Raw genomic sequence first — 21,504 nt, forward strand, 5'->3', positions numbered from 1 at the left:
GTTTCCGGCATGGCCACCATCGCGTATCTCGGCACGGGGCTGCTCGGCTCCGGCTTTATCGAAGCGGCACTCGGTCGCGGCGATTCCGTCACCGTCTGGAATCGCACGCCTGCCAAGGCTGCTGCCCTCGTCGCCTTCGGGGCGACCGTCGCATCGACGCCGGCCGACGCCGTACGCGGTGCGGAACGTGTCCACCTCGTGCTCAAGGACGACGCCGTCGTCGAAGAGGTGATCGCGGCCCTGCGCCCCGGGCTCTCGGCCGACGCCATCATCGTGGACCACACCACGACCCAGCCGGTGCTGACCGCCGAACGGGCCGCGCGGCTCTCGGCGGACGGGGTGAACTACCTGCATTGTCCCGTCTTCATTGGTCCGGCCGCGGCACGGCAGGGGCAGGGCATCATCATGGCATCGGGCGCCCAGGCGCTGTTCGACGCCGTCCGACCCGCCCTCGAGCAGCAGGCGCAGCGGGTGGTCTATTGGGGCGAGCGCACCGATCTGGCAGCGGCATACAAGCTGATGGGCAACGCCTTCATCATTGGATTGGGCGCTTTGGTGGCCGATGTGTTCACGATCGCGGCTGGCAGCGACGTGGAGGCCCCGGACGCGCTCAAGCTGCTGGAGTTCTTCAATCCCGGCAGCATGCTGCAGAACCGGGGCCGGAAGATGTCGGAGGGGGATTTCGAAGCCAGCTTCGAGCTGGTGATGGCCCGCAAGGACGTTCGTCTCATGCAGGAGACGGCCGGACCACGTCCGCTGGCGGCTCTGCCCTCGATCGCGGCCCGGATGGACGAGGTGATCGCGCAGGGGCACGGCGCCGAAGACTTCGGGGTGATTGCCCGGGACGCGCTGCGCCGCTAGTGTATTTCTCCTGACCCCAATCGAGGCCGCCCGATGCCGTTTTTCAGTCACCCCATCAACGCCGATTGGCTCCTGCCGATCGTCAAGCTCCCCCTGATGCTCATGTCGGGGATCTTCAGCGTGATTCTCGCCGTCGGTCCGATCGGCCAGATTGCCTTCATCGCGATCTTCATGGCGCTGTTCGCGCGCAATATCATGGGGCCGCACCGTCCCTGACCGGGTGGTTGAGAAGTGTTGAGCCCGCTGCGAGAGGTTGTCGCGGCGGGCTCTGTTGTTTTGCGGAGCCCGCGTGCGGTGGTCGACCGAGATCCGGTGGGTCACGAAACGAAATAGGGCTTTGGGGGTGTCCAATTGTTCGACAGAGTGAGGTCTGTCACCCTTGCCGAATCAGGCGACGGGCCCGTCGTGTCACCTGACCACCGAACCACCCGATTCCGCCCATCGTGGCCCAGTTGATCGAATCCCTGCAACGTCACCTCGGTGACGATTTTGTCGTCGAGCGTGAGCTCGGTGGCGGCGGGATGTCGCGCGTCTTCGTGGCCTTCGATACGCGGCTCGATCGTCGGGTGGTGGTGAAGTTGCTCCGGCCAGAGCTTGGAGCTGGTGTGAATGCCCAGCGCTTCCGGCGCGAGATCCTGACGGCGGCGGCGTTGCAGCATCCGCTGATTGTGCCGGTGCTCGACACCGGGGAATTGGACGGCGTGCCGTACTTCCTGATGCCGTTCGTGGAAGGCGAGTCGCTGCGTTCCCGATTGCAGCGTGGCGCGCTCACGGTGGTGGAGACAGTGCGCATTCTGCGTGACGTGGCCCGTGCACTGGCGGTGGCGCATGCGCGTCAGGTGGTGCACCGCGACATCAAGCCGGACAATGTGTTGCTCGCCAACGAGGCAGCGGTGGTGGCCGATTTTGGCGTGAGCAAAGCGTTCGCCGTGGCCCGGCACGAGCATGATGCCCGCATGATCGGTAGCAACCACTCGGGTTCGACCACCACGGCTGGCGTGTCCCTGGGCACGCCGGCGTACATGGCACCAGAACAGGTGGCCGCCGACCCGCAGGCGTCGTTTCCCATGGACATCTACGCCGTGGGTGTGCTGGCGTACGAAATGTTGGTGGGTGCACCGCCGTTCACGGGCCGTTCGCCGCAGCAAGTGATGGCTGCCCATATCACCGAGCTGCCGGCGCCGATCGACGAACGACGCGCCGAACTGCCGCCGGCGCTCTCGGCACTCGTCATGCAGTGCCTTGAAAAAGACCCGGCTGATCGGCCGGTCAGTGCGGCGGCGCTGGTCACGGCACTCGATGACCCGCAGGTGATGAGCGGCAGCTTCACCCCGGTGGCGGAGGGCAGTGGGGCGGTGGAGGTCCTGCGCGCGCTCACCGGCGGACAGCGGTCGGCCGCCAAGAAGCGCCGCACCGTGTGGCGCTGGCTGATCGGCAGCGCCGTCGTGATCGCCGTGCTGACGATGGTGTGGTGGTCGGGATTCCGGGATGGCACCCGAGAAGCGACCGACGGTGCTGCGCTTCCGGGAGCCGTGGAATCGGGCACTGCGGCACTGTCGTTGGCGTCGGCGCCCAGCGTGGCAGTACTGCCTTTTGTGTATCTGAGTGGCGACAGCACACAGGCATACATCGCCTCAGCAATCGCCGATGCCATCACCGGGGCGTTGGCCGCCGAGCGCGACCTGCGGGTGAGCTCACGCTCCGCCGCGGAAGCCCTGCAGCGTCGCATCGCATCCGGCGACACCACCCAACTGCCGGTGCAAACGCTGGTGGAAGGTGTGGTGGAAGTGGAAGGCAATCGTGTGCGCTTGTCGGTGCGGTTGGTGAACGCGGCCGACGGGTTCACGCTGTACGCCGATCGTGTGGAAGGTGAGCGCGGCAATCTGTTCGCGCTGGAAGACGATGTGGCCCATGGCATGCGGGAGTTGCTGCGCGCGCATTTCCGCCTCCCCGCGCCAGACAGCGTGCGCCGGTAGCCGGTTACCGCTAACCGGTTGGTGTCGGGGGATTCCGCACAGCGCAGGCGGAATTCACCTGCTGTCTTACGGGTCGCTCTGTGGCGACCCTCAGGGCAATGGTCACTGCCCGTCACTCCACCCATGCATCGCGTACTCATGCGCGCTGCCTGCTCCTGACACTCGCGCTGCTGGCGTCGTCCCCCGGCGGGATGGACGCGCAGTCCGGCGCGACAACGGATTCCCTGCCCGGACGACTGCCGTTCGGCCTTGGTGAAGTGCTCGACTATCAGGTGCATGTCTCGCTCGGCGGTAACATCGGCCGTGGCCAGATGCGCGTGGAAGGTCCGGTGATGGAGCAGGGCGTGCCGCTGTGGCGCCTGGTGTCGGAAATGCAGGCCCGGCGCGCCTTTGTCCGGGCCAGTGATCGCAGCAGTTCGTGGGTGGATGCCGAACGTCTCGCCACGCGCCGCTTTGAAAAGGTGGAGCGCAGCCCGTTGGGCAGTGGCACCGAGCGCGTGGAGATCGATGCCGTGGCGGGGGTGTGGCGTGGAGCCGACGGACGGGAGAGTCCACTCGCCTCACCGCAGCCGCTCGATGAACTGTCGTTTCTGTACTTCCTGCGCACACTGCCGCTGGACGCCGAAGGCACCTTCAATCTCACGCGTCACTATGACGAAGCGCGCAATCCCACGCTGGTGAGTGTGGGCGCAGAAGAGACGGTGCAAACACCATCGGGAACATTCACCACACGCATGGTGGTGATGCATGTGCGCGATCCCAAGCACTACAAAGGCATTGGTCTGATCAAGGTGAACGTGGACCTGTCGCCATGCCGTCTTCCGGTGCGCATCGTGAGTCGCATGCCCATCGTGGGCACCACGACACTGACACTGATCTCCCGTGTCGGGACCTGTGCGGGGTCAGCAAACCCCTGACGCAGCGGGGGATAGAGCCTCACGAAAGTTCCAGATCCGCCTGACCGGATTTTCGTGTGAGAAATGCGAATCTCATCTCCAGAGGTGACTGACTCACTTCTTTCTCGATAGACACTGGAGATGGCACCATGCGGTCCTTCAATCCTTTTCTGCTCATTGGCGCTGGCGCGCTGATCCTTGTTGGGGCAACCCCGAACGCGGTCAATCCCCTGACGCTGCGCGAAGGCAGCCGCCTGTGGTTCGAGGGCACATCGACGGTGCGCTCGTGGAACTGCACCGCCGAGCGCATCGAGGCCACGATCAACGCCAGCGAGAGTGCTGTTCCGGTGGCGGTGCTCGATGGCCGGAAAGTCGAGGGGTCGGTGGAGCTCGATTTCCCCGTGGCGAAGCTGGAGTGCAAAAACGGCACGATGAACGAGCATATGCGCAAAGCGCTCAAGGCGACGGACAATCCGAACATCCGCTTCGTGCTCGAGGGATATGACCTGACCAAGACCACCGGCGTGAGCGGTGCGCTGCGTGGGTCCTTGCAGATGGCAGGCCAGAGCAAGCCCATCACCATCCCTGTGCAGTTCGCGTCGGCCGAAGGGGGCCTGCGCGTCACCGGCAAGGTGCCGATCAAGATGACGGAGTGGGGCATGAAGCCGCCCACTCTCATGCTTGGCACACTCAAGGTCGGTGAGACCGTCACCGTGAACTTCGATCTCTCCCTGCAGCACTGAGTTCCGGTCGTTTCCCCTCTCCATCAGTCGATTCCGGTATCTGACCATGACCCGTTCACGTTTCTTTCTCGCCGCGGTGATGAGCGTTGCGCTCTCGCCCCTTGGCGCACAGACCGCCACACAACCGGCGGATACATCGAAGTCTTCGCAGCGCAAGCTGACCATCCAGTACCTACGTCCGCAGGATCAGCGCGGCATCAACATGTTCGAGACGCCGAAGGTGGCGGGCGCCGAGTACAATGGGTTCGCGATGCAGTTTGGTGCAGCGTTTGCCCAGCAGTTTCAGGGACTGACACACCAGAACACCGCGGACTCGGTGTTTCAGGCGGCCGTTCCTGCGGTGCCGGGCAATGCGGGCACGGCGTCATCGGCGAACAAGAATCGGTTGATGGCGATCAGCAACGGATTCAACAACGCCACCGCCAATCTGTACATGCACGCCCAGTTGGCGCGTGGTGTACGCATCCAGCTCACCAGCTATCTGTCGGCACGGCACCACAACGAAACATGGGTGAAGGACGGTTTCATCCAGATCGACGAATCGCCCATCGACATTGGGCTGCTCAACTCGATCATGAAGTACACGACCGTGAAGATCGGGCACTTCGAGGTGAACTACGGGGACTTCCATTTCAAGCGGTCGGACAATGGTCAGGCGCTGTACAATCCGTTGGTCGGCAACGCGATTCTCGATGCCTTCACCACGGAAGTGGGCGCGGAAGCCATCGTGCAGCACAAGGGTTTGCTGGGTGTGTTTGCGCTGACCAACGGCGAGATCCGTGGCAACATCACCCGGCCGGCCGATCGTTCCCCCGCGGTGATGGCCAAGCTGGGTTTTGACCGTCAATTGAACGACGATGTGCGTGTGCGTCTGACGGGTTCGTGGCGCAATCAGGGGAGCGCGATCAGCAACACGCTGTATGCCGGTGACCGTGCGGGATCGCGGTACTACTTCGTCATGGAGAACTACCAGGCCACGGAGTCCGCGCAGCAGTACTCGGGCAACATCAATCCGGGCTTCAGCGACAAGTCGAGTTCGTACATGATCAACCCGTTCGTGAAGGTGCGCGGTCTCGAGTTGTTCGGCATGGTGGAGAAGGCGAAGGGGCGTGCCGCCCCGAACACCAACCCGGTGCGTGAAGTGAACCAGTACATGGCCGAGGCGACGTACCGGTTCCTGCAGAACGACAAGCTCTATCTGTCGGCGCGCTGGAACCGCGTGGATGGGGATATTGGTGGTCTCAACAACGACATCAAAGTGACACGCGGCAATGCGGGTGCGGGTTGGTTCATCGCTCCGACACTGCTGCTCAAGGGTGAATTTGTGAACCAGACGTACGATGGGTTCGCACGAACCGACATTCGCAATGGTGGCAAGTTCAAGGGCTTCATGCTGGAAGCGGTGACGGCGTTCTGAGGCCGCTGCGGCTTTCTCGAGAATCCAACGACAGCGCCCCGTCTCGGCATCACCGAGACGGGGCGTTTTCCTTTTGGCTCAGAGCATCACGCCAGGCGGTTCAGTAGATGGCGCCATCCGAAGAACTGACCACGCCGCCCCGCACCTGCAGCGTGTAGCGGCGCGCGGAGGGAGCCGACCAACGTCCCAGATCGAAGGTGCTGCCCGTGCCCACCAACTGCACCTCCACGGGAGACAGTTCGAGCGCGGTCTGCGCCTTGCATACACGTGTGGCGGTGGCGGCCACCGACACCAGGTATGCGCCATTGCCCGGGCCAAACACTGTGGCGGTACCATCACTGTTCACGCCCACGGCCGATCGTTCGTCGACGGCGAGCGCGCGAGGCGCCGAGGCCGCGCCGTCCTGCTGCAGGCGGGCCAGGAATACCATCAGTCGGCCCATACGATCGCGCACGGCGAAGTGTGAGTCGGTGATCACATTGCGCAGCACGGGCAGCGTGAACAACGATCGCGACAGCGTCACCGACGCATCATAAGGGTTCGGGAGTACCATGACCGACGTCGAAGACACGTTGAGCGCCGAGTACACGTGTTCGCCGAGTACCGCGAGTCCGGCGCTGGTGCCACCCACCGGATAGCCTGCCGCGATACGCGCATTGAGCTCACGCTGCAGCGAGGTGCCCCGCCAGCGGGTTTCGTAGGTGGACTGGTCACCGCCTGCGATGAACACCACTTCCGCGCGGCGAATGGCTTCGGCGATCTCCGGCCGTTCCGCCCCGTCGCGGGAAAAGATCACGAAGCTCCGCACCGAATGTGCGCCCATGCCGGTCAACATGGTGTGGTAGCCGTTCGATCCACTCGAACGCAGCACAACCACATCGCCAAACGCCCCATTCGATTGTGTGCCGCCCTGGGCCAGCAACCACCGCATCCCGGGCTCGATGTCGGTACCGCCGCCCGCGAGATAGGCACCGCCCTTGGGTGTGGTCTGCGCATCCGTCAGGCTGCCCGAATGGTACAACGTGTAGCCCCGCGTGCTGTCGGCTCGGGCGCTGTCGGCCGGTGAGCGGGGTGCTCCCGCAGTGGGGGCTGTGGCCTCGGACGAGTTCCTCGACGTGGCGCAGGCTCCGGCGGTTGCCAGCGCGGTTGCGAGCGCGGTGAGCAGGGTGGTCGTGCGCAGAACGCGTGATGGGAGAATCATGATCGCAGCCGGGTGATGGAAACCGCTGGACGGGGAGCGGTCGCGGGTGCACCTATTGGGTCCAGCCGTTGGAACTGCCTGGGGCCATCCTCGGGTCGGTTCTTCCGGATGCGCCGTGTGACAACATAGCGCCGGCGTTCTATTGTCGTTGCCCTCCTCCCCCTCCCGCATGCGCCTGCTGCGAATCGTACTCGCCTGTTGTGCCTTGATGCTGGGTCTGCCCAGCACGGCACACGCCACCTGGTCCGTGATTGCCGTTGATATGGCGACCGGCCGCGTGGTGATCGCGTCCGCCACCTGTGTGGACCGCGACGACATGTTCCTCATGGGTGTGCAGGCCGTGGTGGTGCCCGGTTTTGGTGTCGCCGCCTGCCAGGCTGGTGTCGACGGTACCCACGCCAACCAGATGCTGGTTTACCGGGAATTGAAGGCCGGCACCGATCCCAAACGCATCATCGAGATGCTGTCGGCAGATCCGGCCTTCCAGAGCCGGCAGTTCGGCATTCTGGATCTGAAGGGACGCTCGGCTGGTCACTCAGGCCTTTCGAATGGTTATGTCACTCAGGACATCCAGGGTCAGGTGCCAGGCACCCAGATCTACTATTCCATTCAGGGCAACATCCTGCGCACGGGCGATGTGGTGCCCAACGCGGTGAAGGCCTTTCTGCACACCACCGGGTCACTCACCGACCGGGTGATGGCCGCCTTGGAAACGGCCGATCGATTTGGTGGCGACAGCCGTTGTGTGTGTCCGCCGCTGCCGGCCGACAATGCGCGTCCCATCAATCCGTGTGAAGGGCGCACGGCGTATGTGGCGTACATCCTGATGGCCAATGCCAACGACACCAACGGCGACTCGCACAACGACGGCAAGTACTCCATGTACCTCACCGTGGCGCAGCCGGAACAGGGAGGCCCGAATGCCATCAAGCCGGGCGAGAATCTCAATCCGGTGAAAACCCTGCGCGCGCGTTACGACGTGTGGCGCAAGACGCAGCCGAGGGATTTCAAGTGAAGACGTCACGCCCAGCAGTTTCACGTGCACGTGTGATCGTCTTGGGGGCGATGTGGTTTGGCCTCTCCGCTGAGGCGCACGCGCAGGCCGCGGGTGGGGCTCGCCCCGCTGGTCAACCCGCACCGGCCGCGGCGCAGCCACCGCGGGCACCAGCGCGCGCGCCGATGCGCACGATGACGCTCACGTCGCCTGATTTTGTGGATGGTGGCGCCATGCCTGCCGCGTTGGCGCAGACCGGTCGCGATGTGTCGCCCGCGTTGAGCTGGAGTGGTGTGCCCGACTCTACGCGCAGCTTTGTGCTCATCGTGCACGACGCGGATGCGCCGATGGGTGATGGCCTCGATGATCTGCTGCACTGGATGGTGTGGAATATCCCAGCGACCGCCACCTCACTGCCGCGTGGCGTGGCGCAGGGGACGATGGCTGATGGCATGCGCCAGATCAGCGTGAGTGGACCGTACTACCGTGGCCCGGCAGCGCCGAGCACCGGGCCGGTGCATCACTATGTCTTCGAGCTGTATGCGCTGGACATTCCGCTCAATGTGGCGGCCACCGGCATGTCGCCCGCCGCCACCCGGGAAGCCGTGATGCGCGCCATGGCGCAACATGTGCGCGGCAAGGGTGTCCTGGTTGGTACGTATCGACGTCCGGCCCCCTGAACGAGGGCTGGTCGCGCATCTCCAACGCGTCATTTCACGTCCGCAACAAGATGTAGCCGGCACGTGACACGGGTGTGACGTGTCAGTGTCGGCTTTGTTGTCAGGACCGGTGAACGTCACGGACCCATGCGAACCCCGCATGGGCACCCTTCACCGGATGACCGTCGCCATGCGCGTGCCCGCCCTCCAATCGTCCATTGCCGCAGCCCTGTCGTGTGGGTTGTTGTTTGCTGCGTGCAGTGATTCCACCACGGATTCACCCTCGGTCGCCCCCGTCGCGTTGACCAATCAGTCGGTCACGCCGTCGTTGGTGCGGTCGCTGGTATCCGGCGTCGAGATCTACAGCCTGATCGGCAGCGATGACAAACTGCCCGGTTCACCGAATTTCGTGTTTGGTGGGTCCGCCGATGGTTCCGGCTTCATGCGGCACGCCGACGGGTCGTTCACGGCATTGGTGAATCACGAAGACAACTTCGCGGTGTCACGCGTGAAGTTCGACAAGTCGCTCAAGCCGATCTCGGGTGAGTACATCGTCAACTCCACCGCGGGCCGCTATCGCCTGTGCTCGGCAACGCTGGTCACCCCGGAGATTCACGGCTTCGGTCCACTGTACATCACGAACGGCGAAAGCAGCGAAGAGTCGGAAATTCTCGCTGTTGATCCGTCAGGTGCCGCCAATACGCCGCGCTATCTCGCGGGGCTCGGCCGCTGGAACACTGAAAACTCGGTGCCGCTGCCGAAGACCGCGTTTCCCAACCGGACCGTGGTCGTGATTGGTGACGACGATTCCGGCGCGGAAGGCGGTCAGTTGGCGTTGTACGTGTCCAACACGGTTGGTGATCTGGAGAACGGCAACCTGTATGCCCTGGCGCGTTCGGACAACAACACGCGTGAGCGCGACATGGTGATCGGTCAGACGTATCCGGTACAGTTCCGCCAGATCCAGAATCAGCGCACGCTCACCGGCCGGCAGATCAATCAGGCCACGGTGACCATCAATGCCGTGCGTTTTGGTCGTGTGGAAGACATCGACTATCGCAAGGGCAGCGCTGCGGCGAATGCACGTGAGATCTATTTCACGGTCACGGGGCAGAACAACTCGGGCGTGAATGCCGACTACAGCCGCACCAAGTACGGCCGTGTCTATCGCGTGAAGTTCGACGAGTCGAACCCACTGCAGGGCACCATCGAGGTCATCCTCGACGGTGATGATCGCACCGGACCCGCGCGGCAGTTCCAGAACCCCGACAACATCTACGTGGGTGAGAACTACGTGTACGTGCAGGAAGACGACAACGGCTACGGCGATGAAACGCACGATGCCTACGTCTACCAGTACAACATCGCCACCAAGGATGTGCGTCCGGTGCTCGAACTCGACCACCGCCGGACCCAGGCCGATGCCGCGATCTACAACGCGGAAGGCGCGCGGCCGGCCGGCAAGGCCGGCTGGGAATACGGCGCGATGATCGATGTTTCGGCGGAAGTGGGTCACGCCAACACGTTCATCCTGTCGATTCAGCCGCACTCGTGGCGCGCCCCCAAATACGCTGGGGTGGACGGCGGCACGATCCGTCTTTCCGAGAATCAGGCGAGCCAGTTGGTCGTTGTGAAGGGATTGCCGCGCTGAGCGCGGTCGTACGGGAATGCACACTTCGCGATGGACCATTGGTGCCATCGTCGCGTTCGTGGGGCTCGCGTCATGCGGCCCCACGAATGGCGATGGGCACAGCGACACGGCGGCGGCCGCACGAGCCGCCCACGCAGCGGGGGATTCCCGCGCCATGCAAGCTCGGGCGGTCTGGGAAGCTCAGCTAGACACGCTCGATATGCGCCTCGGAGCACTCGATTCGGCCGTGCGCACCCTGTCAGCGTCATCTGCCGAGAGTACGGGGCGCCACGAGACACGTGCAGAGGCACAGACACGCTTTGCCGAAGCCCGCGACAGCTTCAAGCGTGTCGAGCTGGCCATCGAGTACTACACGCCTTCCGCTGGGCGAGAGCTGAACGGCCCCGCGTTGCCTGAAGTAGAAGACGGTGAGGGGCCAGAGGTGGTGCTCGAACCCACCGGCTTTCAGGTCGTCGAAGAGATGCTGTTCGATGACGAGGCCCAAGAGATCGCCCCCGCGCTGGTCGAAGAGACGGCGACCCTGCGTGTGATCGCGTCCCGGGCGCACACCATGCTCGCGGCACAGGCTGTGACCGACGATCGGGTGTGGGATGCCGTGTCACTCGAGATCGCCCGCATCATGGCATTGGGTGTTCCCGGCTTCGATTCGCCGGTGGCAGGACATTCACTCCGGGAAGCCGCTTCGGCGTTGGAAGGCGTCGCGGCGACGCTGAACGTGTATCGCACCGATGATGGTTCCTGGCGCACCCTCGATACGCTGGTGCGTGGCGCGCGCGCCGCATTGGAAACGACGACGTCACGCGAGGCGTTCGACCACTTCGACTTTCTCGTGCGTCATGCCAATCCCGTCGCCCACGAGATTCGTGCACGCCGGGTGGCGCTGGGTATTGGACTGCCCACCGAACGACGGGCTTTTCGCCTCGAAGCCGCCAGTCTCCTGGATTCCGCCGCGTTCGATGTACTGGCCTTTGCGCCGGTCGACGCGACACCCGGCACACCAGCGCAGGTACAGATTGGCGAGCGTCTCTTCGCCGATACCCGGCTGTCTGGTGATGGACGACGGGCCTGCACGTCCTGTCATCTGGTCGAACGTGGATTCACCGATGGGCTGCGCGTGAATCGTACCCGTGCCGGCGCTCCATTGCTGCGGAACACACCCACGGTACTAAATAGCGCCCTACAGGTGGGCTCTTTCACCGACCTGCGGGTCACCTATCTGGAAGACCAGATCACCGCGGTCATCGAGAACGTGGACGAGATGCACGGGCACCTCGAAGAATCGGCCCGCGTACTGAGTGCCGATACCGCCATGCGCCGGCAGTTGCACGAGGCCTTCCGCGGGACGGCGATGGCCAACGACACGGTGGTCACGGGCGCTCAGGTCCGTCATGCGCTGGCTACGTACATCCGCAGCCTCACGACCATGAACAGCCCCATGGACCGTGCCCTGCGTGGCGATACCACCGCCCTCTCGGCGGAGCAGCGGGCAGGGTTCAACGTGTTCGTGGGCAAGGGCAAGTGCGCCACCTGTCACTTCCTGCCGCTCACCAACGGCACGGTGCCACCGATGTATCAGAAGACCGAAGTGGAGGTCATCGGTGTTCCCACCGCGCCGGTTGTGGCGAAGGGACGCATCGATCCGGACGAAGGCCGGTTCCGCATCACCCGATCAGCGCCACATCGGTTTGCTTTCCGCACACCGTCCCTGCGCAACGTGGCAATCACGGCGCCGTACATGCACAACGGGGTGTACCGCACGCTGGAGTCTGTCGTGGACTTCTACAATCGTGGTGGTGGAGCGGGGATCGGCATCGCGCTCGAGTATCAGACATTGCCCCCGGATACGTTGGGACTGACCCCCAAGGAGCAGCGCGAACTGGTCGCCTTTCTCGGTGCGCTGACAGATACAAGTCGAGTTGGTCGACGTTGACCGACGTCGGCCGCCGTTCTTTCCGCTGATCACGCCGTATGCGTCTGCTGGTGTGCACCGACACGTACCCACCGTTGATCAACGGCGTCAGTGTGGTCACCGCGCTGACCGTGGAGGGGCTGCGCCGGCGTGGTTGGGAGTGCCTGGTGGTGATGCCAGGTATGGACGCGCGTGGCATACCGCATCCGCCCAGCGACCGTGAGGTGGAACGACTACCCGCGGTCTCGTGGCATGCGTACCCCGATGTGCGCGCCGCCCTCTGGCAGCGCCATCGGGTACGGGCCTTGATCAACGAATTCCACCCGGACGTGGTGCACTGTGCCACGGAGTTCGTGGTGGGTTGGTATGGCCGGCAGGAAGCGCGTCGTGCCGGCGTGCCATACACCACGTCCTATCACACCGACTTTTCCCGGTACACGGCCTCGTGGGGGGTGCCGTGGTTGCGCCGTCCGGTGCAGTCGTGGATCAGGTACTTTCATCGCCACGCGGCGAGGGTCTTCACACCATCGGTTTCCGCACGGAATGACCTGCGGGCGCTGGGGCTCCGGGAGCTCGAAGTGTGGGGGCGCGGTGTGGATGTGAATCTCTTCCGGCCGCGTGCGGGACTGGACACTACCTGTGCCGATGAGCGCCCGTTTCGGTTTCTCTATGTGGGGCGGCTGGCCCCCGAGAAGAACATCGAGTTGCTCATCGATGCCATGGCGTTGACACAAGCGCGTCACCCCGATCGGGCTATGGTGCTGGACATCGTCGGCGATGGTCCGAGTCGCGAGGCACTCACCGAACGTGCGGCGCGGCAATCGACGGTGACCATACGATTCCTGGGGGCGCAGGATCGGCAATGCGCACTGCCGCGCATCTATGCCGAGGCCGATGCGTTTGTCTATGCGTCCGCGACGGAGACGTTGGGGTTGGTGGTGCTGGAGGCGATGGCGGCCGGACTGCCAGTGATCGCCACCCCAGCGGGGGGCATCGCCGAACATCTGCGCGACGACATCAACGGTCTCGCCTATCCCACCGGCGATTGTGGACGCTGTGCCGACGCCATGTCCCGTATGCTGACCGATGCCCTTGCCCGTGTGCGCCTCGCCAAAGGTGCGCGCGCAACGGCCGAACAACGCTCGTGGGACAGCGAGCTGCAGCGACTGGATGTGAGCTATCGCGAAGTGCTGGCCCGCTCCCGCGAGTCCCACGGCATCTGAAGCGCGCGGTAGTCGTCGATCAAGGTGTCCCAAATGACATCCCAGCGTTTCGACGAAGCAAAGGCCAGCGCTTTGGCTTGTGCCGTGAGTCGGGTGTCGGGATCGGCCAGCAGGCGCAACACCGCATCAGTGAACGCCTGTGTGTCGCCAGGCCGCACCAGCCAGCCACGATCCGGCGCCAGTTGTTCGCGCGTAGGGCCAACATCGGCACCGATCACCGGCGTGCCCGAGGCCATGGCTTCCAGCAACACATTGCCAAAGGTGTCGGTGGTGCTGGGAAACAGCAGCACATCGCTCGACGCAAACGCTTCACTCAAGGCATGGCCATCCAAACGACCCGTGATCAGCGTGCCGGTTGGTGCGGATGCCCGCACGGTCTCTTCGTATGGCCCGTCACCAACAATCAGGAAGCGCACACGCTCCGGGCAGGTGGCATGCAGTTGTTGCATGCACCCGAGTACCACATCCAGTCCTTTCTCCAGTCCGAGTCGTCCGATGTACGACACCACCAGGGTATTGTCATCGGCGTCGAGCTGAGCCCGTAGTGCCGAGGATCGATGCGTCGGGGAGAAGCGTGCCGAGTCTACTCCGCGTGACCACTCTCGGCATTGCTGGAATCCATGGGCCTCGATTTCCCGGATGATGGATTGGGTCGGGCAGTAGGTACGCAGCCCTCCATTGTGAAACCATCGCAGGTAGTGCCATCCCGGTTCGGCCAGCATTCCCAGTCCATAGTGCTCGGCGTAGGCCGTGAAGCTGGTGTGGTACGACGACACGAAGGGTACATCGAGTTCACGGGCAACAGCGCGTCCGGCCAACCCAATGCCAAACTCGGTGGCCGCATGCACAATGGTGGGCCGGAAGTCTTCGAGCTGGCGGCGGATATCACGGCGCGCTGGCCACGCCAGGCGGAGCTGCGGGTACGCCCAGAAACGACGACCGGGAAATCGCTCCACGGTCGCGGCGTCTGCCGCAGCGTCAGGAAGCGCCGCCATGGCGTCGGCGTCGTCCGCCACGGTGAAGACACGCACCGTGCCGTCTCGTTCCTGTACGGCATCCACCAGACGGGCCAGTGTGCGCGCCACACCATTCACTTGCGGTGTGAAGGTGTCGGTGAAGAGCGCGAGACGCAGGGGCACAGAGGCGTGACCAGGAGAACTCATGAACAGATCGAGCGATACGTGACGGTCGTGCGTTCGCGCGACCAATGGATCAATGCGTGTTGCACGGACTGCGCGGTGATGGGGTGCGCGAGATCCTGGGGGTGCAGCGCAATGCGTACGAGTGGTGTGGATCGCAACCGGAGGCGATGCCACCGGGCGACCACGTCTGAGAGGCGCGCCCGGATCTCGGTGCGAGCGCTCCAGCGCACTACGGGCGCCGGTGCGTGTGGCTGGTGGTGACGATGGACGTGTTCGACATCTTCACTGCACCGAAGCTGCGGATACTGTTGTGCCAGTGTTTGCACGACCTGGTGTGTGCTCGAAGGCGCCAACCACGCCGGCGGCACGAAGCCCACCGGGTTCAGACCCAGCGCCAGCAGACGGTCCATGCCTCGTGTGATGCGTGCGGACGCCGCATGGGGCGACAGCGTCAGAAACTCGCCTTCGTGTGCCGTACGACCCAATGCACGCCATTCGTGCATCCATGTGCGCGGAGATCCCACTTCATCATGGCGTTCACCATGCAACAGGATGTCTGCTCCCGATGCTTCGGCGTCGCGCAGCCATTCCACGAATGTGGAGTGGGCTTCGATCGGCCACTCGCCATGCCAGTTGGGCACCACGAAGAGCGCCGGCGTGATGTCGTGCGCCCGGCACCAGTTCCACAGTGTGTGCACGCCATCGGCCAGCGCCGGGGTCACGTCATGGATGGAGACGAGCAGTTGCCGTGATGATGCATCCCCCATCATCGTCCGCGCAGCACATCGTCATAGACGGCGAACAACCGATCGAATACGGTCGTCCAGTCGTGCTCCGACTCGGCGAACCTGCGACCGGCACTGCCCAACGCCGGCAAGTCACTGCGTATCAGCGCGACGGCCTCTTCAGCCAATGACGCGGCGTGATGCGGCACAAAGAGTCGACCAGCGCCACTCGCGCGCACATGGTCCGCCACACCGCCCGCGTCGGCCGACAGGACGGGTGTGCCACTGGCCAGGGCTTCCAACGCCGAGAGGCCAAACGTCTCGACGGCACCGGGAGCGACATACACATCGAGCGCTGCCAGCAAGTCTGCCAGTGCGCCACGATCGTGCAGGAAGGGCAGGAAGTGCACTCGTTCCGCATAGGGATGCGCACGGAGACGAGGCGCCATGGGGCCGGCGCCAGCCAGCACCAGCCGGGCGCCGGTCGCACGCTCCACGGCGGGCCAGGCATCGAGCACCACGTCGAGATCTTTCTCTCGGGCGAAACGTCCTACGAATCCCGCGAGCGGCGCATCAGGCAGGCCATGCCGGGCGCGAGTTTCTGCTCGTGTGGCTTTGCGCAGCGGAGTGAACGTATCGAGGTCCACACCCAACGGCACACGGGCAATGCGATCGATGCCTTCGCGCGCCAGATCACGGGCCGCAGAGTGCGAGGCGACGATGGTCACGGGAAAGAGCGCGTCCAGGCGTCGCATGTAGCGCCACGCCGAGTGGTACACGAGGTGCTGCGCGGGGCGCCAACTGCCGGCACGGGGCGCAAACATCTGCGGCAGGTTGGTATGGTGGAAACACACCAACGGCACATCGAGCATGCGTGTGGCGTGACGCACGATCCACGGCACGATGAACGGACTGCCGATCTCGATGAGATGGGGACGTTCGTGCTGCACGATACGTGAGATCGACCGTGTCGCCAGCATGAAGCGATACGGACGCTGGCGGGGAATGGGCGGTCCTGCGAGGCGATAGGTGCGCACCCCTTCCCCATCTTCCACACCATCGCGCGCGCCGGGCACCAGCATGACATGACGCAGAGATGGGCGGGCGGCGACGTATCGTGCCTTCTCGAGCAGGTACGTGCGAATGCCGCCACTCGTATCGCCGAACCACTCGGTCACGTCGAGAATGCCCCGCGTGGCGTTGGGGCGTAGGCGTGGTGGCAGCGTGTCGGTGCGAAGCGTGAGGCGCGCGTCGAGCGGAAATGCCGTGGTGGTCACAGCCTGCGGTCCATCGTATCCCACATCAGGCGTGTGTCAGGCGAGCATCGGGTAGGCCGTGATCAGCGCGATCGCTTGACCCACGAGCACATCACCCGGGTAGTGCACACCCAGCGCAACGCGGGAGAATCCGACCACGCAGGCGATGATCAGCAATGGCAGCGTGAACATGGGAAACGCCGCGGCAAACCCCACTGCCACGGCCATCGCGGCGCACGCGTGACCGCTGGGAAACGAGAAGCGATCGGGTACGTGGATGAGCGCTTCGAACGACAGGCGCGTCGAGGGGCGTGGTCGTCCGACGGTACGCTTGACCACCTGCACGACAAGGTGGGACAATCCAAGCAGCAACAGAATGCGCCACACCAGTGGCACGCTGACGGCGGGCAGACTGAGGGCGGCCAGACAGGCGCCGATCGATCCACGCGCGCCGCCAGCGTGAGTGATCAACATCCAGAAGTGCCGGGGGCGGGCCGGTGCGCTGGGCGACAAGGCCCAGCGCGTGAACAGTGCACGGTCCCGCGCATCGAGATGGTGCAGCCAGGATTGCATGGCCACACATTGGCGGTGCCTGATGACGGTTCAGACACCGCCTGGTGACTGCGGTGTAACGCGTGGGCTACGGGTCCCGCACGGCCCGGTGCCGTCAAAACACCGGGCCTTCCTCAGCGGCGCGTGCGCTCCCGTACGATCAGGGCGTTGCCCACCTCGCGTTCCCCGGCGGCGTCCGTGGGCACGTTCACCACCCGGCCGTCGATCACCATGGTGGTGGAGCCACCACCATCGAAGTTGAGGGCATGCCATGCGCCCAGCGTGCGCAGGAACTCGGCCAGTTCGACCAGCGTCATGCCCACGCTGTTGGTGGCACGCCCATCGACGGTCACCAGCCACGCGGTCTGCCCAGAGCGTGACACGGCGATGGCCGTGCGCGGATGACGCGCCTCGGCATTGCGCGAAATCGTGCCCTCCAGGGTGGCCGCACGGGCCGCGACATTTTCACCATCCTGCAACACCAGCGGCCAGCCGCCGATCACGGCTTTGGGCGCGCGCTGCGAGGTGAGTCGCGGCCATGTATTGAGGTGCACCCGAACCGTGTCAAAGCGCGACATCGCGGCCACGCCCGCCGCGCGGTCACCGGTGCCCACCAACAACGCGCCATCACGCGGAATGGCGCCGCCGCTGCGGCTGCTGGCGGTGTCGGGCGCCGCATAGAGCAGGGTGTCGCCACGCACGCCGATCGGGCGCAGGCGCAGCTCCGCGACCCGACCCGTGTCGGTGGGCGCTGTGGCGCCGTAGCGCGCCGTGTACAGCGCGGTGCTTTCGTATCGGCCCTTCGGCTTACTGTTGATGCTCAGCACCGGAACGGCACTGGTCCGCGTCCAGGCCCGCGCGTCCAGGATGAACCGGCCGAACGTCAGTCCGCCAGCGGGATCAATCGCCACCTGGCCGTGCACATTGTCATAGGTGTCGTACGGGGAGTCCGTGAGTGGCAATCCTTTCCACCACTCGCCGCCGAGCACCTGGTTGTTTTCATTCTCGCCCGTGGCAAGGTCGAAGAAGTCGGCGTTGACCGCCACGCGCACGCGACTGGTATCGGACTGCACGCGCTTCGCCATCAGGGATGTGCGCTCTCGTCCCTGGAGGGCATCCTTTGCCCGCACCACGTCGAGCGAGAGGGCCGGGTTCTGCAGGTCGATCTCCACAATATGGAATCGCCATGGGCCACGCGGGTCGAGGCGCACCTCGTGCCGCAGGCCCGGCGCGAGCTGGTTGAGGCTCGGGCGCACGTCCGCGGGGGTGCCCGCTGCGGGACGGCACGCGGAGAGCGCCCCGACGATCAGGAACGTCATCGCCATGCGCGAATTGCTTGGCTGAGCGCCAGTCCGCAGGGAGATGCTGGTCACACCAGCCTTCTCCCGATATTTTGGGTGCAGAAGTTCCACCATCGTTACATCCCCCTCGGATACGGAAACCCCATGTCCCCAGCGTCGTACAGGCGCCTGCTGACCCCTGCCTCATGGGTCGCACGGGTGCTTGTCGCCGGAGCGCTCGTCGTGCTCCACAGCACCACCGCGATTGCGCAGAATACCATAACACTCGAAGGTGCGGTGAAAGGAGACGGCGCCCCGATTGTCGGCGCCCAGATCACCATCACCAATGTGGCGACCAATGAAGTCGCACGCGCGCTGACCCGCGCGACCGGCGACTTCCGTGTGCTGGGTCTGTATTCCGGCCAGTACACGGTCAATGTGCGTGCGATCGGCTACCGGCAGCGCACGGATACCGTGCAGTTGGTGATCGGTCAGCGTGCGCGTCTCGAGTTCGAACTCGAGAAGGGTGCGGCCGAACTCGAGGCGCAGACCGTCGTGGCGGAGCGCGTGAAGCAGGTGGAAGTCCAGCGCATGTCGGTGTCGGCGCCGGTCATGAAGGAAGAAATCGAAAATCTTCCCTTCAACTCGCGTGGCATCATGAACCTTGCCGGCATCGCGCCGGGCATCAAGACGTACTCGGCGCAGTCGGGCCGGACGTTGCCCTCGGGCGGCGCCGCGCCGGACCTTCGTTTCTTCAACGTCTACATGGACGGCGTCGAAATGAAGAGCCTCTACAACGGCAACATCGTCGGCCTTGGCCAGACGGGTTCGCCGCTGCCGCAGGAAGGTCTCGAACAGTTCCGCGTGTACCTCAATCCGTACGATGCGGAGTTCACGCGCGCGGGTTCGTACGTGATCAGCGCGGAAAGCCGTCGTGGCACGAACCAGTGGAAGGGTTCGGGCTTCGGCTTCCTGCAGAACAAGAACATGCTGGCACGCAATGCGTTCCAGACCAAGGTGCCGGACTATGGCCGCACCCAGCTCGGTTTCAACATCGCCGGCCCGCTCAAGAAGGACAAACTGTTCATTGCCACGAGCTATGAACTCACGAGCACGGATTTTTATCTCGACGTGAATCCGATCAGCGGTCCGTGGGATCAGTACCGCGGTTCGTTCCTGGCACCGAACAAGAACCACACGGGCTTCACGCGCCTCACCTACGTGCAGAGCCCGCGCATCACGTATGACTTCATGGGCTCGGCCCGCTACCTGCGCGGCGAAGGCAACTTCGGCGCCCGCACGGCGGCCATCAGCGGCATCTCGCAGACCTACGACATCTATACGGCGCAGCTCCGTCAGCGCTACCTGTCGCAGGGCGGCAACTTCGTGAACGAAGCCAGCCTGCAGTATGTGAGCTGGAGCCACAACGAAGCGCCGCTCACGCCGGGCCGTCAGATGACCTACCCGGGTGTCATCCTGGGGACGTCGGGCTTCCCGCTCATCCTCACGGAAAAGCACTTCCGCGCGGTGAACCGGTCCACGCTGAACATCGACAATGCCGGCGGATCGCACGTGGTCAAGTTCGGTGTCGAACTCAGCACGATCGACGCCATGCAGAACCAGCCGAACAATGTGAACGGCACGTTCAACTTTGCGACCGACACCTCGACGATGCCGCTCTCGGCCTCGATCGCGGTGGGCTTCAACGACCGCACCGGCACGTCGGACGCGATCGCCAACGCCACGGGCTACACCACTGGTCTCTACATCAATGACGAGTGGCGCATGAAGCCCAACTTCACGCTGTCGCTCGGTCTGCGCTGGGATGCCGAGTTCAACACGATGAACAACGACTACGTCACGCCGTGGTCGAAGGACCCCGTGCTGACGGCGATCCCGTCGCTCAAGGACTACATCAACACCGGCAACCGCAAGAACCAGCTCGGCAACATCTCGCCGCGTATCTCGTTCTCGTGGGATCCGTTCAAGGACAACCGCACGTTCGTGCGTGGCGGCTTCGGCATCATCTACGACCGCGTCACGAGCTTCATGGGCTTCCAGGAACGCCGCAACTCCACGTGGCGCACCTACACGTTCGCCAATCCGGGCACCACGGATCCGGACGTGTTGCGTCAGCGCGTGATCGCCGGTGGCGTCACGGCCGCTGCGCCGATCCTGATGAACAACAACATGAAGACGCCGAACGCCAAGCAGATGTCCATCGGCTTCGGTCACCAGCTCACGAGCGAATTCGGCTTCAATGTCGACTATGTGCGCCAGCACATGGACAACCTGTACGTGCAGCGCAACCCGAACTACGTCGATCGTTCGGTGACGCCCAACGTGCGTAAGCTGACGCCGGCGTTCGGCGACATCCTGATCTGGGATGACATCGGTCAGTCGGACTATTCGTCGGTGCTGCTCCAGGCCACCTACCAGCGCAACAAGATGCGCTTCAACCTGGCCTACACGTTGGGTTGGTATCAGGGTGACTTCGATACGGCGGCGCTGCCGACGTACACGTACAACTTCCTGTTCAACCGTCAGCGTACCACGGGCGACGAACGTCACCGCATCGTCCTGTCGGACATCGTGCCGTTGCCGCTTGGCTTCACGTTCTCGTCGGTGGCCACGATCGCCAGCCCGCGTCCGTTCCTCACGACCGATGGTCGTGATATCAACCTGAACAACGTGCTGGGTGATGACTATCCGGGCGGTACGCCGACGGCTACGGGCAACCGGACCACGATGCCGGCCAACTCGTGGAACAACTGGTACCGCACGGTGGATGTGCGTCTGACGCGCTCGCTGTTCACCTGGAACTCCACCAAGGTCAGCGCATCGGCTGAAGCGTTCAACGTGTTCAACTTCAACAACACGTTGTCGTTCGGTGGTACGCAGTTCCTGGCCAACGGCAATCCGGTTGCGTCCTTCGGTCGCCCGACGGCTGCCTACGGCGCCCGCATGGGCCAGGTCGGCATGCGCTTCGAGTTCTAACACTCGGGCAACCTGCCTACGC

Annotated in this window: 18 protein-coding genes; 12 read left to right on the forward strand and 6 right to left on the reverse strand. The window is 64.2% G+C overall.

Annotated elements, in window-relative coordinates; genetic code table 11:
- Positions 1-9: 9 nt before the first annotated feature.
- From GAU_RS03425 to GAU_RS03450, 6 genes are all read left to right on the forward strand, one after another.
- Positions 10-861 (forward strand): NAD(P)-dependent oxidoreductase, encoded by an 852-nt coding sequence (locus tag GAU_RS03425; protein ID WP_012682161.1) that lies wholly within the window; start codon positions 10-12, stop codon positions 859-861.
- Positions 862-894: 33 nt separating this feature from the next.
- The gene (locus tag GAU_RS03430; RefSeq protein ID WP_012682162.1) at positions 895-1,077 is read left to right on the forward strand and encodes a hypothetical protein; all 183 of its coding nucleotides are present in this window, start codon (positions 895-897) and stop codon (positions 1,075-1,077) included.
- A 227-nt stretch (positions 1,078-1,304) separates the two neighbouring features.
- Positions 1,305-2,837 (forward strand): protein kinase domain-containing protein, encoded by a 1,533-nt coding sequence (locus GAU_RS20325; RefSeq protein WP_012682163.1) that lies wholly within the window; start codon positions 1,305-1,307, stop codon positions 2,835-2,837.
- Positions 2,838-2,935: 98 nt separating this feature from the next.
- Positions 2,936-3,754, forward strand: coding sequence for a DUF3108 domain-containing protein (locus tag GAU_RS03440; protein WP_012682164.1), 819 nt, complete (start codon positions 2,936-2,938; stop codon positions 3,752-3,754).
- 128 nt (positions 3,755-3,882) lie between these two features.
- Complete coding sequence (locus GAU_RS20330; protein WP_012682165.1) at positions 3,883-4,476, forward strand: YceI family protein; 594 nt, start codon at positions 3,883-3,885, stop codon at positions 4,474-4,476.
- A 46-nt stretch (positions 4,477-4,522) separates the two neighbouring features.
- Entirely contained in the window at positions 4,523-5,893 is a 1,371-nt protein-coding gene (locus GAU_RS03450) for a hypothetical protein (protein ID WP_012682166.1), read from the forward strand.
- A gap of 100 nt (positions 5,894-5,993) precedes the next feature.
- Here GAU_RS03450 and GAU_RS20335 read toward each other — a convergent pair whose 3' ends face one another.
- Positions 5,994-7,094, reverse strand: coding sequence for a cyanophycinase (locus GAU_RS20335; protein ID WP_052574214.1), 1,101 nt, complete (start codon positions 7,092-7,094; stop codon positions 5,994-5,996).
- Between the two features lie 169 nt (positions 7,095-7,263).
- Between GAU_RS20335 and GAU_RS20340 the strand changes: the two genes are divergently transcribed.
- The 5 genes from GAU_RS20340 to GAU_RS03480 all read left to right on the forward strand — a co-directional run bounded on the left by GAU_RS20340 (position 7,264) and on the right by GAU_RS03480 (position 13,530).
- Positions 7,264-8,109 carry a DUF1028 domain-containing protein gene (locus GAU_RS20340; protein WP_052574215.1) on the forward strand — a complete coding sequence of 282 codons (846 nt, stop codon included), beginning with the start codon at positions 7,264-7,266 and terminating at the stop codon, positions 8,107-8,109.
- 32 nt (positions 8,110-8,141) lie between these two features.
- Positions 8,142-8,768, forward strand: coding sequence for a YbhB/YbcL family Raf kinase inhibitor-like protein (locus GAU_RS03465; protein WP_156798885.1), 627 nt, complete (start codon positions 8,142-8,144; stop codon positions 8,766-8,768).
- A 169-nt stretch (positions 8,769-8,937) separates the two neighbouring features.
- Positions 8,938-10,398, forward strand: coding sequence for a hypothetical protein (locus GAU_RS03470; protein ID WP_197526043.1), 1,461 nt, complete (start codon positions 8,938-8,940; stop codon positions 10,396-10,398).
- A 16-nt stretch (positions 10,399-10,414) separates the two neighbouring features.
- Positions 10,415-12,328, forward strand: coding sequence for a cytochrome c peroxidase (locus tag GAU_RS03475; protein ID WP_052574217.1), 1,914 nt, complete (start codon positions 10,415-10,417; stop codon positions 12,326-12,328).
- A gap of 38 nt (positions 12,329-12,366) precedes the next feature.
- Positions 12,367-13,530, forward strand: a complete 1,164-nt coding sequence (locus GAU_RS03480) for a glycosyltransferase family 4 protein (protein ID WP_012682172.1) — start codon at positions 12,367-12,369, stop codon at positions 13,528-13,530.
- On the opposite strand, the gene GAU_RS03485 is transcribed toward GAU_RS03480, so the two are convergent.
- From GAU_RS03485 to GAU_RS22140, 5 genes are all read right to left on the reverse strand, one after another.
- Complete coding sequence (locus tag GAU_RS03485; protein ID WP_012682173.1) at positions 13,485-14,693, reverse strand: glycosyltransferase family 4 protein; 1,209 nt, start codon at positions 14,691-14,693, stop codon at positions 13,485-13,487. The two genes, GAU_RS03480 and GAU_RS03485, sit on opposite strands and share 46 nt — an antisense overlap.
- Entirely contained in the window at positions 14,690-15,442 is a 753-nt protein-coding gene (locus GAU_RS03490) for a DUF2334 domain-containing protein (protein WP_012682174.1), read from the reverse strand. The genes GAU_RS03485 and GAU_RS03490 overlap by 4 nt, the downstream gene beginning before the upstream one ends.
- Positions 15,439-16,674, reverse strand: coding sequence for a glycosyltransferase (locus GAU_RS03495; RefSeq protein ID WP_012682175.1), 1,236 nt, complete (start codon positions 16,672-16,674; stop codon positions 15,439-15,441). The genes GAU_RS03490 and GAU_RS03495 overlap by 4 nt, the downstream gene beginning before the upstream one ends.
- Positions 16,675-16,710: 36 nt before the next feature.
- Positions 16,711-17,226, reverse strand: coding sequence for a phosphatase PAP2 family protein (locus GAU_RS20345; RefSeq protein ID WP_052574218.1), 516 nt, complete (start codon positions 17,224-17,226; stop codon positions 16,711-16,713).
- A gap of 113 nt (positions 17,227-17,339) precedes the next feature.
- Positions 17,340-18,578: a phosphodiester glycosidase family protein gene (locus GAU_RS22140; RefSeq protein WP_169307578.1), complete on the reverse strand. Its 1,239-nt coding sequence runs from the start codon at positions 18,576-18,578 to the stop codon at positions 17,340-17,342.
- Positions 18,579-18,650: 72 nt separating this feature from the next.
- On the opposite strand from GAU_RS22140, the gene GAU_RS03510 reads away from it, so the two are divergent.
- Positions 18,651-21,482, forward strand: a complete 2,832-nt coding sequence (locus tag GAU_RS03510) for a TonB-dependent receptor (protein WP_012682178.1) — start codon at positions 18,651-18,653, stop codon at positions 21,480-21,482.
- Positions 21,483-21,504: the final 22 nt, after the last annotated feature.

The sequence above is a fragment of the Gemmatimonas aurantiaca T-27 genome, from assembly GCF_000010305.1.
GTDB classification, from domain to species: Bacteria; Gemmatimonadota; Gemmatimonadetes; order Gemmatimonadales; family Gemmatimonadaceae; genus Gemmatimonas; species Gemmatimonas aurantiaca.

What these genes read in the sequence shown, in the direction of transcription:
- GAU_RS03425 (WP_012682161.1), top strand. Translation starts at nt 10, where the DNA reads ATGGCCACCATCGCGTATCTCGGCACGGGGCTGCTCGGCTCCGGCTTT.
- GAU_RS03430 (WP_012682162.1), top strand. Translation starts at nt 895, where the DNA reads ATGCCGTTTTTCAGTCACCCCATCAACGCCGATTGGCTCCTGCCGATC.
- GAU_RS03440 (WP_012682164.1), top strand. Translation starts at nt 2,936, where the DNA reads ATGGTCACTGCCCGTCACTCCACCCATGCATCGCGTACTCATGCGCGC.
- GAU_RS20330 (WP_012682165.1), top strand. Translation starts at nt 3,883, where the DNA reads ATGCGGTCCTTCAATCCTTTTCTGCTCATTGGCGCTGGCGCGCTGATC.
- GAU_RS03450 (WP_012682166.1), top strand. Translation starts at nt 4,523, where the DNA reads ATGACCCGTTCACGTTTCTTTCTCGCCGCGGTGATGAGCGTTGCGCTC.
- GAU_RS20335 (WP_052574214.1), bottom strand. Translation starts at nt 7,094, where the DNA reads ATGATTCTCCCATCACGCGTTCTGCGCACGACCACCCTGCTCACCGCG.
- GAU_RS20340 (WP_052574215.1), top strand. Translation starts at nt 7,264, where the DNA reads ATGCGCCTGCTGCGAATCGTACTCGCCTGTTGTGCCTTGATGCTGGGT.
- GAU_RS03470 (WP_197526043.1), top strand. Translation starts at nt 8,938, where the DNA reads ATGCGCGTGCCCGCCCTCCAATCGTCCATTGCCGCAGCCCTGTCGTGT.
- GAU_RS03475 (WP_052574217.1), top strand. Translation starts at nt 10,415, where the DNA reads ATGCACACTTCGCGATGGACCATTGGTGCCATCGTCGCGTTCGTGGGG.
- GAU_RS03480 (WP_012682172.1), top strand. Translation starts at nt 12,367, where the DNA reads ATGCGTCTGCTGGTGTGCACCGACACGTACCCACCGTTGATCAACGGC.
- GAU_RS03485 (WP_012682173.1), bottom strand. Translation starts at nt 14,693, where the DNA reads ATGAGTTCTCCTGGTCACGCCTCTGTGCCCCTGCGTCTCGCGCTCTTC.
- GAU_RS03490 (WP_012682174.1), bottom strand. Translation starts at nt 15,442, where the DNA reads ATGATGGGGGATGCATCATCACGGCAACTGCTCGTCTCCATCCATGAC.
- GAU_RS20345 (WP_052574218.1), bottom strand. Translation starts at nt 17,226, where the DNA reads ATGCAATCCTGGCTGCACCATCTCGATGCGCGGGACCGTGCACTGTTC.
- GAU_RS03510 (WP_012682178.1), top strand. Translation starts at nt 18,651, where the DNA reads ATGTCCCCAGCGTCGTACAGGCGCCTGCTGACCCCTGCCTCATGGGTC.